Source organism: Pseudomonas sp. BS3767 (assembly GCF_900099665.1).
In the GTDB taxonomy this organism is placed as follows: Bacteria; Pseudomonadota; Gammaproteobacteria; order Pseudomonadales; family Pseudomonadaceae; genus Aquipseudomonas; species Aquipseudomonas cerasi.
Map to the genome: position 1 here is coordinate 1 of NZ_FNCX01000017.1, position 11,195 is coordinate 11,195.

The following is an 11,195-nucleotide window of genomic DNA, read 5'->3' on the forward strand; positions in this document are numbered from 1 at the left end:
TCAGGGGTCGCGTTGCTGTTCGTCTGAATCCACTGCGTGACGCTGTCGAGGCTTCGCTTTCCTGATTCGACCTCGGCAATCATGCTGCGGAACTGATCGGCAAACGGCCCGAGGGTGATGCCCCGCTCTACCTTGTAGGCGTAGTCATCGAGGGCGGATGATGCCTTGTCCAACGCTGCTGCCTGCTGGTCGGCCCAGGTGATTTTTTGCAGGCGCTGCTGCTCAGCCGACAGGGCCTTGTATGCGCTTACCGTCTCGCTGACGGTGGCGTTATGGCTGATCAGTGACTTGGATGCATCGTCAGCTCGATCACCGACGCTCAGGAATGAGTAGGCAACCGCGCCGGTCATGGCAATCAAGCCGACAGGCCCGGTAAGCAAGCCCAACAGCCCGCGCCCGGCAGCGCTCGCGACAAGTAGCGCCTTGCTGGCCGTCGTCACTGCCGCTGTGGCTGTCTCTGAGGCTCGTATGGCGGCATTGGCGGCCAAGGTAGTCTCAGCTACCCCCGCTGCCGCTGCAGACCTCACGACGTAGGCCTGCTGAATCTCGGCAGACGCAGCGGTCGTGGTGGCTGCCAACTGGATCTCGGCGGCCTGGATCTGCTTGATGATTTTGATTTCATCGAGCCTCGCTGCAGCCATTCTGTTGCGTGCTGCAGCTCGACCCTGCTCGGAAATCTGGGTTGCCAGCCTGGATACTTCCAGCTCGCGCTCGGCCACCAATACGGCCTGTACGGAACGCAGGTTGTTCAGCTCTGACTGCTGACGACTTTTGTCGGCTGCCAGCTTCTGCTCGGCTGCTACCAGCTCGGCATTTGCCCGGACGAGCGTTGCATTTGCGTCGGCCTGCTTGGACTGTGCGCTCAGTAGCGACTGTTTCGCTGATTCTGCCTCGGCCTTGCTTGCGGTAAGCGTTGCAGCGGTTGAGCTATACAACGCGGTAGCCTGCTGGATAGACGCTTTGGTCGACAGTGCCAGATTCGCGATGGCCTGGCCCGTAGAGAGCACCAGTCGACCGCCGATGATGTAGGCGAGCGTTTCCGCTGCGTTCGACACACGGGAAAGCATGAGGTAGGTGGCTGACGAATCGCTGGTCAGCGCGTCCATGGACTTGGAAGCGGCAACGAATGCGGATGATATGGTTGCGCTGATACCGCTGGCCTGGTCCATCTTGCCGACCAGTTGTGTGAACGAGTTATCCAGCGCAGTGATGCTGTTGCCGATCGTCACGGCAGTCCTGGCGAAAAGCTGGTCGACGGCCTGCTGCTGTGATTGCAGCGCCTTCACAACAGAGTCAGCCGTCAGCAGCCCGGCAGCGCCAAGCGTACGCAGCTCACCAACCGTCTTGCCCATGCCGGCCGCAATGGCCTGGGCCAATGCAGGGGCTTGCTCCATGACGCTGTTCAGCTCTTCGCCGCGCAGTGTTCCAGAAGCAAACGCTTGGCCAAGCTGGATCAGCGCTGCGTTGGCTGACGATGCCGATGCGCCGGAGATGGCCAGGGTCTTGCTGATCGTGCCGACGACGCCGGCAACGCCTGCTCCGGTCAGTTTCAGCTCTTTCTGATTGGTCGCGATCCGCTGATACAGCTCGGCCGTGGCATTGAGCGGCTGATGGGAGCTTTGCGCGATGTCGAACACTGCCTTTTGTGCCGTGGCCAGCTCTCCAGCACCATCGGTGACCAGCTTCATGCGGTTTGTTAGGGTGCTGTAGGCCTCGGCTGCGTCGTAAAACGCTTTCGTGCTGACTGCCGCAACAAGCGGTCCAGCCAGTCCAGCGGCGGCCGTGCCAAGCGAGCGCACGCGCCTTTCGAGCGCCTGAACCTGGGCACCTGCTGACGCGGAATTGCGACCGGTGTCACTCACTGCCCTGGACGCTCCGGACAGTACCGGTCCACTGCGCAGACCTGCATCGTTGAGGGCGATCAAGGCGCGGCGCACACTGTCTATTTGCGCCTCTGCCCCCCGTCCGTCTACTTCAAGCGCCAACCTTGATGTTAGGGCCATTAAACGCTCCTGAGCATGCTGTGAAAGCGTGCTACGTGCTGTTGCGTGCTGACGCCGCGTGTCGCCTTTGCGATCAGTAGGCAGTCATCTGGTGGGGTTTGTTGCTGAATAAGGATTGCGGCCGGCCTCACGCCTTTGATGCGCTCTACCTGGTCTTCGTGATCGATGAGGGCTCGAATGGTGGCCTCTGCGTCGTCCTCGGAACCGATGAAGAACAGCTTTCTGCGCTGGCCAGCTATCTGGTACTCGCATGCCCACCCTGCGCACGGCTCTGGTGGCGCTCCACGGCGTCCAGGAACGATCTTGATGAGCATCACGGTAAGCGACCTATCGAAGCGCTCAAGGGCTTCTGAGGCGGTGCGCTGGATCTCAGTTTTCAGGCTTTTGAGAGACATCGACGGCGTCCGCAAATAGGTCTTTGAGGGTCAGCTCTTTGAACGTGTGTCCGTTGACTGACTCGGCTGAAAGCTCATCCATGATCTGGCTGATTTGGCGAACGACAGAATCTGTCTCCACCTTGCCGGCATGGTCTTTGAGCTTGTTTATCAGGGCTCTCCTGGTCATCGCTGGGCCTCCATGAGCGCGCGCAGATCGTTCAACTGCTGCTCCAGTTCTGCTATCTCGATCACGCGCGCCATGCTCGACACACTGTCAATGAGCGCCTTGCCCTGGTCTGGGGACAGCACGCCACCGGCAACAGCGGCCATGATTGACCTGGCCGTGGCTGGCAGATCGGTATCGTCAAGATCGAAAACGACCGGCTCTGACACTGGCTTGAGCGCCGGAACAAGGCGCTCAAGGATCAGTCGGCAGGCCTGCATATCCCCTTTCTTGGCTGCAGCGAGGACTTTTTTAGTGACCGCCTCCGCGCCGCTGGCCAGCTTTTCGCGGATTGCCTGGGTTTTGCCCGATCTGCCGCCAGGGTTGCCGGAAAACCCGGGCTGGAACTGCCCTTTGCGCGTCCGGCCTTCCGCGGGCTTGCGATCAGTCATGCAAGGGTCCGATTGAAGTTGAGCCAGGCCTCGTCAGAGGCGGCCGTCTGCTTGGCAAACGCGGTGGCCACCTCCGGCCTGGCTCCTACATGGCTGTGCAGGTTCTCAACGTCGTTGAACGCGCCGTTGATCAGGCTTTCAGCTTTATCCAGCCCCTGGCGCAGTTTCAGCAGATCCGGGCAGTGCTTCTGCTCGGCACGGCGCCGGAAGCTGTTGCGCTGCACATCAGTGACACCGGTGCTGATCTCCCGGCCGGTAAACACCGCCTGCAGTACGGCACCATCCTTGTTTTCGATTGCCGCCTGGATCGCAGCACCGCGCGCCTCTGGCGTCATGCCGCGCAAGGCCTGGCGAATCTCGGCAGCATCAAGCGAGTTGTGCAGGCCCAGCGCCTTTTCCACCTGTAAGTCGATCTCGTTGCGTCGACCCTTGATCGTGTTGAGCGCTGCATCAGAGTTGCGTGCAGACACCATAGCCATTCGCTCATAGGCGTCGGCAGCCCGTGCCAGGTGCTGGCTGGCCGTGTCGTTGGGATTGCGCGTCTTGCGGATGTTCTCAAGCGCTTCATAGGCCTCAACCATGCGGCGCTGTACGTCCAGAGCGCCGAGAATCGCGCGGTCATCGCCGAATGGACCGGCCACTTCCTGGATCTCACGCTTCCAACTGTCAGGGCCCATCAGATTGGTGGTGCGCGGCATGGTTGGCAGCGCCGGCGGCTCTGGCGGGCGGATGGGCATGGCTGCTGGTTGAGTGCTGTTTTCTTGCTGTTCGTTCATGGTGATATCCAGTAGTTGGTTGGTCGGCATCAGGATGCAGTGAGGTAGTAGACGGCCACGGACCCATGTCGACGGCCCTGGTCATCCAAGGCGGTGCGCTGATGGGTCTTTATGGGATAGCCCGCCAATCTCAACTCCTGGATGCGTGCGGCCGGGTGCATCACGTTGAGGCGGGTACGGGCCTCGATTGTCGTGAGTGGCCCGGACTGCAGATGCTTGAGGATTCGCGCGCGCTGCGCCGATGTGCTGGTGTTCGTGATGTCGGCAATTTCGGCAATAGTCATGCAGCCAGCCCCGCACCCGCATCGATAAGCGGTCGCTTGTCGGCCAGGGCAATGAGCAGGGCTGATGCCTCCAGATTGCCCGCGTCTGCCGCATCGCGAATTCGACGCCAGGCCTTTTCAATGTCGGAGCTGGTCGCTTTGTGGTTGCGGCCGCGTGGTGGTTTGGTGGTCTGCATATCTCGCCTCATGTGTCTATGCGCTGATATGCCGATATTAGGCCGTATATGAATGTATAAACAGTGTTTTTTGGGTGTGCTTAAACTGAAACGACATAAGGTCGCCCGTACTGGCGCATATAGGTAATAAGGTGATTCCAATGCGTATCACTAATTTCAGACGTTCCAAAGTGATACGAAAACCTGTTCTGACCTGCTGTCAGGAGTACAGATGTTCTCCTGCCTGCGATCCATCCAGTTTTGGATGCACGCATGTTTGCTCACATCTAGATGCGTCCATATGTGGACCGATCTGATCCCCCAAATCTGGTTCATCCCCATGGATCAGATTTGAGCCATACCGAAATGGGAGGTCAGATTCCCACCAGCGGTGGCAAAGATCGGCTGCCCGCTAAGCCGGTCTCCCGAAGTTTCGGGACACTCCCTCAAATTGAGGAAAACCCAGTCAGCTACCCATGGGTTTCGCGACCTGGTCGTAAAAGGGAATCACTGACCCCAGCTTTGGGGGCTGCAATTATTTTGCACCCCCTATTGCTATGTGTAAGACACTGTCTTACACTAGCCCCATCAACACGGAATGAGGCTCACATGGCAAACACACCAACAGTAACGATGAGGATTCCCCAGGAGCTGATCGACCGCGTCGATGCATACGCAAAGCGCGTAACGAGCGAGACAGGGGTAGATGTAAGTAGGACGACAGCAATACGGACGCTTGTGGTGGCCGGGCTGGAAGCCAAAGAGAAGGGTAAGCAGTAGACCGGCAAAGAATTTTGCCAATCTGAAAAGGTGCCGCCCCGGTGCGTCAACACCGGGGACGGCTATCACACGACGCAACTGTGAGGCACACGTCATGCAACCTAACCAAATTTACACGAAAACCGTTGAAAATCAAGAGATTATGGCCGAAACAGCCGTAGTCCTGGAACTGCTCGCCTTTGCGATGGCGATCATTGCCCAGCCAGGCACGCCGGTCGTGCTGTGCAAGGTCATGGCGATCCTCTCCTACAACTGCGCGATCAACTGGGCATCGATGCTGCATGCCGAAGGCGGTGCACAATGAGCGAGAATAAAACAGAACCGTGCCTGCAGGCCCGCATTGTTGACGCTGAATTTACACCTGATCAGCGCGCACTGATCACAGATCTACTACTTGCCGAACGCAGACATGCATCACGCTGGTGGACATACCTAAACGAAATGCGCATGGCCAGACAGCTGCCAGAGTGGTGCGCGGACAAGAAAGACGTAGGCGGTCACCTTGATTACGATGCCTGGGAAAAGGATTGCAGCGCAACAAGCTGGGCACTGCTTCGGTTCAGCGGTCACTTGAACCGATACAACCCATTGTCAGATCACGAATTTATTGAGCTTTGTGAAGGCAGGTGGTCAACACTCGATGACACGTCAGAACCTGAGTAACTACGAAACTTTCGTAGTATGACGATCGGACGGCAACCCCGGCGTGTGGTGATTGGCACTGTGTGTTGATCACCAGCCGTTGGGGCTCGCGGGTGTGTGAGCTGTAAGGATTGAGGCGTTCTGAGCCAGCCCAAGGTCTGTATATCTGATATGGCTTTTACTCACTCATCCCTTCAACCAGTTACTGACCGTCTTCTGAGAAACCCCGAGAGCCTGTGAAATCTCGCGCTGTGACTTCCCTTCAGCCGCCATCGATTGAGCGGTGGGCAGCATCTCATCGCGCTTTGTGGCCCCTTTCTTTTGCCCGCGTGCCGACTGTATGGCCCTGAACTCATGACGATTGAACTTCGACCACGTCCATTTGCTGATACTGCGCGCAATCGCTCTGCACTCACTGGGCTGCATCGGATTGCCGATGTCTGTCAGGTTGGACGCCATCACCAGCTCCTGCACGGCCTTGATAAAGTGCTTCTCACCATCAGGTCGCCAGAAGTCCCGAACGAGCGTGTAGGACTGCTTACGAACCACCTCAAACACAGTGCAGTTTCGCCCGAGGCCGGCATAGTCTGCTTGCTTGCTGCGCTTGCGAACCTCGGCAGCCGTTGGCAAGTTGACCTGGCCGGCCAGCTCTTCGAGCGAATACGGCTCGTCGCGCCATGAGCGGGTTATCCAGTGCTTGTGCCGGGGATTCTTTACCACCAGCCCGGAATAACCCCTATCGGCCCCCAGATCGCGCCTGAGCCCCTCCTGAATTGCAGCCATAAACATTACAGGCTTTATCCTGGCGACATCAGAAACGGACACCGGGGCTTCCAACAGGTAGATCAGGTGCGCGTGACCATTGTCAGGGTTGCGAACGGTGATGTTCGGTGCAGGGCAGGCCCGGTCGTTCCAGTCGATAGCGGCCAGGCTTCGGTCGACATCGAAGCACAGACACACCACAAGCTTTGCGGTGTTCGGCTGGATCAACAGGCACTCGGTGGCCTCCTTGATCGGTAGGCGGTAAAGCCCCTCAAGGCTCGGATTGTTGCTGCAGAACGGACGGGACGGCAGACGCTCAAAAAACAGGTCTAACGGCTGCTGGCTCCAGGGTGCGGCAGCCCCACTACTGCGGGGTGCCGATCTGTTGGCCATTGGTCACGCTGCCTTTTCGGACAGGTACTGCTTTACCGCGTCGAGGTTGTAACGCACGGTTTTGGTACTGAGCCGCATGGGCTGGGGGAACTGAGGGTCTTTTGCCCAGCGCACAAGCGTAGGCTGTGAGACGCCCAGGGCTTCAGCAACTGCTTTGCCGGTGTGGCGGTGTGTGTCTATCTTCATCGTCGTCTATCTCGATCAATGAAGGCAGGGTAACCATGCGCAGCCGCATTACAGGGCGTATTGACGACCTGTGAACCAATGGTATTAAATCACGCCACTGGTTAGCGATTGCTAACTGGTTTGGTGACCAAGCCCGCAAAAGCATGATCCGAAACCCGAGCCTTCTGGCTTATGAAACCCTCGCCCAGTTTGCACCTGGTCGGGGGTTTTGCTTTTTCTGCGTTGCAGAAATTATGCCTGATCTTAACGGCGCTTCAAAATCAACGCAAGCCAAAAAAACCACCGGCAAACGCCCTGTTTACAAGGCCCGCGCCACGATTTGCGTAGGTGCGATTTCGTGGCGCGAGATATTGGTTTTATTGCTGAATAGGTGTGACACCCGCCCTACCTCAAAGCGTCCAACAGGTCGGCAAATGACTGGGCGCGCGGCCGCTCAACTTCCCCCACTGGGGGTTGATCCTCAACTTGAGGCTGGACGCCTTCATGCCCGATCAGGCGCATCTCTTTGCGCAGGCCTGCCACTTCCTCACGCAAAAGGCGCAGCTCGGCTAGCATTTCAGCCCAGTGCGCGGGTGTCGGGTTGCTGTCTGGTTGGTCTGTCGGAGTGTCGGGTTTTGGTGTCGGGTTACCTGGCGGTTCACCGTACACACGAATCATTTCAGACAGGTCTATAACGCGCTGGCCTTTGCCGTCCAGGCCAGCAGACACGCGGCCTTTCTGCACAGCCTCGTACAGCGTCGAACGGTGCAGTCCGTAGAGTTTTGCCATGCGGCCGAGGGTAAGTTTGCTCATGTCGGGCGGTGTCGGGTTCTGTCTGTAGGGCTCCCGACACTCTATCAGACACCGGTTTTATCGCGGATCTTGATCACCGTAGTTGTTGAGCACTTCGCGTGCCGAGCTGTCGCCCGAATACCCAGGCCTGCCGCCAGAAGCTCTTTTACACGCTTGTGCAGATCCTCATCCACTGGGCGTCCCTGATATCGACCTTCCGACTTTGCGCGCTCTATTCCCTGCGCCTGGCGCTCTCTGCGCTGCTCGTAGTCCTTTCGTGCAATGGCGGCCATCATGTCGACCAGCATTGAGTTGATGGCCGAGAGCATGCGCCCGGTAAACTCGTCGCCGGTCGTGTCTCGCATGCTTTGGTGACTGGTTGGCAGATCGAGGGCGACGATTCGGAGGCCTTTCGAATCAATTGCGTGCTTGAGCTTCTGCCAGTCTGGCAGCGGCAGGCGCGACAGACGGTCGATTGACTCAACCAGCAGCACGTCACCATCGCGCGAATCCCTGATCAGCCTCAGCAGCTCCGGGCGATCTGCCGAGGCTCCGCTCATATTCTCCAGGTATTCGCTGGCAATGACTGTGCCGTGATCGCTGGCGAACTGCTCGAGCGAGGCGCGGGCACGGCCGGCATCCTGCTCGGCGGTAGAGGCTCGCAAATATGCGCGGACGAACATCGGTGTATTCCTTGAGGTGTATCAGTAAAGGTGCATTTTATGTACTGTTGCACTTTGGCTGTTACTTATCAAGGAAAAGCCGAAATATAGGCAAATAAGCCCGTATCAGCCCGCGCATACCTTTGTTTACACCGCGCTGAACTTGCCCCGAGGCCCGAGCAAAGTGCCGAACGACTCGGCATAGCTCTCTCGCATCTGCTTCGTGAAAATCTCGGTCAGCTCGACAACCTCCGGACCGACTTCTTCACCGCAATGGATCACCGCGATAAAGCGGCCCATGACGTCAGCGTTCAGTTGCGCGCGCTCACGCCATACGTGGGGAGGCGTTTCTGCCTCCATGCCCTTGAAGATCACCGGCACCAGAGCCTGGCTTAGCGCCTCGATCAACTCTGGCATATTGATATCACTGATTTTCATCGCTTGCTCCTGATGAGTTGCATAGCCGGGCCATTTCGCTGCAGGTCGCGCAACATCATCTCGTAGGCACCCTTCATGCCCCGACTTGCGCCATCGTCAGCTGCTTGTTTCAGATTCTGTGCCATGTTCTCGTCTGCGCCTCCCTGAAAGTAAAAGTTCTGTTCGATCGTTGGCATGCTTACCGACGCTGAAGAGCTGGACGCCCTGGATGTGGATGCGGCACTACCGACATACCCGCCGTCGGCATAGCCCTTGGTGTTGGCGTTCATGCGCTCCAGGAACTCACGCGCGCCGGGCTGGCTGACCACTTCCTTTTTCACGACAAACTCACCGCCGTGCACAACACCCTTCGGCTCGAACTTGCCGCCGTCGCCCGTGTAGCCGCCACCGGAAAACCCTGATTTGGATATCATCTGGCTCGATCCGGTCATGACACCCTGCCCGAGCGTAGATGCACCACCGGTCATGAATCCGAACGCCGTACTTAGGAAGCCCGCGGCTGCCTGGCGCAACTGAATGCGGATGAGGTCGGAAACCACCCCGTCGGCAAAGTCGCTGAATGATGCTTTGCCAGTCTTCACGAAGTTGATAACCGCGTCCTCCATGTTGCCGAACGCCCGTGTAAACAGCTGATTTGTCTGCCCTGCGACGTTGCGCGACTGTTCGAGGTACGTCTGCATTGCCGAACTTGCGCCCAGCACCCAGTCCTGTTCTGCGCTGTCCACGTCGGTGTAATACTGGCGCTGCATGGCCAGTCGGCTTTGCAGCGCTGCGTTCAGTGCGGCGGTTTGCTTGGCGTACAGCTCCGGGGTGATCTTGTCCTCATTGCGCTGCGCTGCGAGCGCATCCAGTTGCGACTGGTACTGCTCCTGAATGCCGAATTGTTCCTGCAGCCTGGCGCGTTGCTGGTCGCCCATGCCGAGCCCTGAAAGGCTGTTGTTCAGTCCGGTCCGGTCTTTGACGAGCTGGCTATTCAGGTTCGCCTGAAAGGAAAACAGCTTTTGGGTTTCCTCGGTGGCCTGCTTGCGCAGTTCGTTTTCTTTCTCCAGGCCCGCGTTCTGCTTCTGCTGTGCGAGGTTCAGATCAGCCATGGCCAGAACCTGCTTCTGCGCGGCGGTGAGCGTCTTTTTCTCCTTGAGCTGGGCGATTTCGGTTTCCAGCTCGACGAGCTTCTTCTGCTCGGCACCGATTGACCTGGTCGTGCCATCCTGTGTCAGCAGCTCCCGGCTTTGCTGCTGCAGGACTGCATAGCGCTGCCTGGCATCGTCCAGCAGCTTCGTGCCGGCGTCCTCCTGAAAGGCCTTCTCCTTGCCGGCGTTCTTGTTTGGCGGCGTCCCTTCCTGGATTTGCTTGAGTCGCCGATCTACGAGCTGTTCCGGGGTTAGGCGAGCTGCGGCCCCCGGCTTTCCGGGAGCCGTCCCAGATGTCAACAGCGCGGCTCCGGACAATGCCTGTGGCTTCGTCTGCGGCAGCAAAAGCAGGTTCGTGCCCTTGCTTAGAGTGAGCGCCTTGTCTATGACGCGCTGCATCTGGTTGATCTGCTTGTTGGCACTGGCCTCGGCGGCCTTCGCAGCGTCTTCGTGGCTTTTCTTCACAGCCGCCGTTGCGTCCTCTGCGGCTTGCTGCTGGGTGTACAGGGCTACAAGCTGGGCTCTGAGTGCGGCCTGCTGGGCCTTGTCAGCAGTTTTCACTGCTTCCTCGTACTTCTTCAACAGGTCGGTTTGCTCGGCCACAATGCTGGACTGAGCGGCCTGCTCCTTGGTCAGCCCCATTTTCTGGGCCATAAGGGCGGCTTCGGCCTTCGCGTTTGCGCCGATCAGGTCGCGTGATTCAGTCAATTTTGCGATGTACTTTTCCCACTCAGCTACTTGAGCCCTCGTCTGAGAGCCTGAACCGCTCTGACTTATCGTGAGATTCCCAGTGCTTTGCGATATCGCCTTTGTGGCCGCATCGACGGTGCCCAGCTTCGTGGCCAGGTCAGCGGCCGATGCCGTGTTCGTCTGCTGCGTTGCGGCCAACTCGGCCAGCTTACGAATGAAGTCAGGGGTCGCGTTGCTGTTCGTCTGAATCCACTGCGTGACGCTGTCGAGGCTTCGCTTTCCTGATTCGACCTCGGCAATCATGCTGCGGAACTGATCGGCAAACGGCCCGAGGGTGATGCCCCGCTCTACCTTGTAGGCGTAGTCATCGAGGGCGGATGATGCCTTGTCCAACGCTGCTGCCTGCTGGTCGGCCCAGGTGATTTTTTGCAGGCGCTGCTGCTCAGCCGACAGGGCCTTGTATGCGCTTACCGTCTCGCTGACGGTGGCGTTATGGCTGATCAGTGACTTGGATGCATCGTCAGCTCGATC

Annotated in this window: 15 protein-coding genes; 3 read left to right on the forward strand and 12 right to left on the reverse strand. The window is 58.4% G+C overall.

Annotation, left to right across the window (positions count from 1 at the left end; all coding sequences use genetic code 11):
• A partial coding sequence (locus tag BLR16_RS27660) for a tape measure protein (RefSeq protein ID WP_143012389.1) occupies positions 1–2,003 on the reverse strand: 2,003 nt, incomplete at its 3' end.
• Positions 2,004–2,104: 101 nt separating this feature from the next.
• Here BLR16_RS27660 and BLR16_RS28480 point away from each other — a divergent pair.
• A complete protein-coding gene (locus BLR16_RS28480; RefSeq protein WP_129446466.1) occupies positions 2,105–2,356 on the forward strand; it encodes a hypothetical protein in 252 nt (83 codons plus the stop codon).
• Positions 2,357–2,372: 16 nt separating this feature from the next.
• Here BLR16_RS28480 and BLR16_RS27670 read toward each other — a convergent pair whose 3' ends face one another.
• The 5 genes from BLR16_RS27670 to BLR16_RS27690 are packed head-to-tail and all read right to left on the reverse strand — an operon-like array spanning position 2,373 to position 4,231.
• Positions 2,373–2,567 (reverse strand): hypothetical protein, encoded by a 195-nt coding sequence (locus tag BLR16_RS27670; RefSeq protein WP_092194735.1) that lies wholly within the window; start codon positions 2,565–2,567, stop codon positions 2,373–2,375.
• Positions 2,564–2,995, reverse strand: a complete 432-nt coding sequence (locus BLR16_RS27675) for a DUF5681 domain-containing protein (protein WP_092194737.1) — start codon at positions 2,993–2,995, stop codon at positions 2,564–2,566. Before BLR16_RS27675 ends, BLR16_RS27670 begins: the two co-directional genes overlap by 4 nt.
• Positions 2,992–3,771, reverse strand: coding sequence for a hypothetical protein (locus BLR16_RS27680; RefSeq protein ID WP_129446465.1), 780 nt, complete (start codon positions 3,769–3,771; stop codon positions 2,992–2,994). The genes BLR16_RS27675 and BLR16_RS27680 overlap by 4 nt, the downstream gene beginning before the upstream one ends.
• A 29-nt stretch (positions 3,772–3,800) precedes the next feature.
• A complete protein-coding gene (locus BLR16_RS27685; RefSeq protein ID WP_092194741.1) occupies positions 3,801–4,055 on the reverse strand; it encodes a helix-turn-helix domain-containing protein in 255 nt (84 codons plus the stop codon).
• The gene (locus BLR16_RS27690) at positions 4,052–4,231 is read right to left on the reverse strand and encodes a hypothetical protein (protein WP_092194743.1); all 180 of its coding nucleotides are present in this window, start codon (positions 4,229–4,231) and stop codon (positions 4,052–4,054) included. The genes BLR16_RS27685 and BLR16_RS27690 overlap by 4 nt, the downstream gene beginning before the upstream one ends.
• A gap of 901 nt (positions 4,232–5,132) precedes the next feature.
• On the opposite strand from BLR16_RS27690, the gene BLR16_RS27695 reads away from it, so the two are divergent.
• Both BLR16_RS27695 and BLR16_RS27700 read left to right on the forward strand, forming a co-directional pair.
• The gene (locus BLR16_RS27695) at positions 5,133–5,294 is read left to right on the forward strand and encodes a hypothetical protein (RefSeq protein WP_241689269.1); all 162 of its coding nucleotides are present in this window, start codon (positions 5,133–5,135) and stop codon (positions 5,292–5,294) included.
• A complete protein-coding gene (locus tag BLR16_RS27700) occupies positions 5,291–5,653 on the forward strand; it encodes a hypothetical protein (RefSeq protein ID WP_092194747.1) in 363 nt (120 codons plus the stop codon). Before BLR16_RS27695 ends, BLR16_RS27700 begins: the two co-directional genes overlap by 4 nt.
• A 165-nt stretch (positions 5,654–5,818) precedes the next feature.
• Here BLR16_RS27700 and BLR16_RS27705 read toward each other — a convergent pair whose 3' ends face one another.
• The 6 genes from BLR16_RS27705 to BLR16_RS28705 all read right to left on the reverse strand — a co-directional run.
• Positions 5,819–6,787: a replication initiation protein gene (locus BLR16_RS27705; protein WP_092194749.1), complete on the reverse strand. Its 969-nt coding sequence runs from the start codon at positions 6,785–6,787 to the stop codon at positions 5,819–5,821.
• 3 nt (positions 6,788–6,790) lie between these two features.
• Complete coding sequence (locus tag BLR16_RS27710; protein ID WP_092194751.1) at positions 6,791–6,973, reverse strand: helix-turn-helix transcriptional regulator; 183 nt, start codon at positions 6,971–6,973, stop codon at positions 6,791–6,793.
• Positions 6,974–7,357: 384 nt separating this feature from the next.
• Entirely contained in the window at positions 7,358–7,765 is a 408-nt protein-coding gene (locus tag BLR16_RS27715) for a hypothetical protein (protein WP_176946519.1), read from the reverse strand.
• A 44-nt stretch (positions 7,766–7,809) separates the two neighbouring features.
• Positions 7,810–8,427, reverse strand: coding sequence for a recombinase family protein (locus BLR16_RS27720; RefSeq protein WP_092194753.1), 618 nt, complete (start codon positions 8,425–8,427; stop codon positions 7,810–7,812).
• Positions 8,428–8,553: 126 nt separating this feature from the next.
• A complete protein-coding gene (locus BLR16_RS27725) occupies positions 8,554–8,844 on the reverse strand; it encodes a hypothetical protein (RefSeq protein WP_092194755.1) in 291 nt (96 codons plus the stop codon).
• Positions 8,841–11,195, reverse strand: a 2,355-nt coding sequence (locus tag BLR16_RS28705; RefSeq protein ID WP_176946520.1) for a phage tail tape measure protein, incomplete at its 5' end; no start/stop codon positions are given. The genes BLR16_RS28705 and BLR16_RS27725, both read right to left, overlap by 4 nt.

What these genes read in the sequence shown, in the direction of transcription:
- BLR16_RS27720 (WP_092194753.1), bottom strand. Translation starts at nt 8,427, where the DNA reads ATGTTCGTCCGCGCATATTTGCGAGCCTCTACCGCCGAGCAGGATGCC.
- BLR16_RS27690 (WP_092194743.1), bottom strand. Translation starts at nt 4,231, where the DNA reads ATGCAGACCACCAAACCACCACGCGGCCGCAACCACAAAGCGACCAGC.
- BLR16_RS27705 (WP_092194749.1), bottom strand. Translation starts at nt 6,787, where the DNA reads ATGGCCAACAGATCGGCACCCCGCAGTAGTGGGGCTGCCGCACCCTGG.
- BLR16_RS27725 (WP_092194755.1), bottom strand. Translation starts at nt 8,844, where the DNA reads ATGAAAATCAGTGATATCAATATGCCAGAGTTGATCGAGGCGCTAAGC.
- BLR16_RS27695 (WP_241689269.1), top strand. Translation starts at nt 5,133, where the DNA reads ATGGCCGAAACAGCCGTAGTCCTGGAACTGCTCGCCTTTGCGATGGCG.
- BLR16_RS27700 (WP_092194747.1), top strand. Translation starts at nt 5,291, where the DNA reads ATGAGCGAGAATAAAACAGAACCGTGCCTGCAGGCCCGCATTGTTGAC.
- BLR16_RS27670 (WP_092194735.1), bottom strand. Translation starts at nt 2,567, where the DNA reads ATGACCAGGAGAGCCCTGATAAACAAGCTCAAAGACCATGCCGGCAAG.
- BLR16_RS27680 (WP_129446465.1), bottom strand. Translation starts at nt 3,771, where the DNA reads ATGAACGAACAGCAAGAAAACAGCACTCAACCAGCAGCCATGCCCATC.
- BLR16_RS27685 (WP_092194741.1), bottom strand. Translation starts at nt 4,055, where the DNA reads ATGACTATTGCCGAAATTGCCGACATCACGAACACCAGCACATCGGCG.
- BLR16_RS27710 (WP_092194751.1), bottom strand. Translation starts at nt 6,973, where the DNA reads ATGAAGATAGACACACACCGCCACACCGGCAAAGCAGTTGCTGAAGCC.
- BLR16_RS27675 (WP_092194737.1), bottom strand. Translation starts at nt 2,995, where the DNA reads ATGACTGATCGCAAGCCCGCGGAAGGCCGGACGCGCAAAGGGCAGTTC.
- BLR16_RS27715 (WP_176946519.1), bottom strand. Translation starts at nt 7,765, where the DNA reads ATGAGCAAACTTACCCTCGGCCGCATGGCAAAACTCTACGGACTGCAC.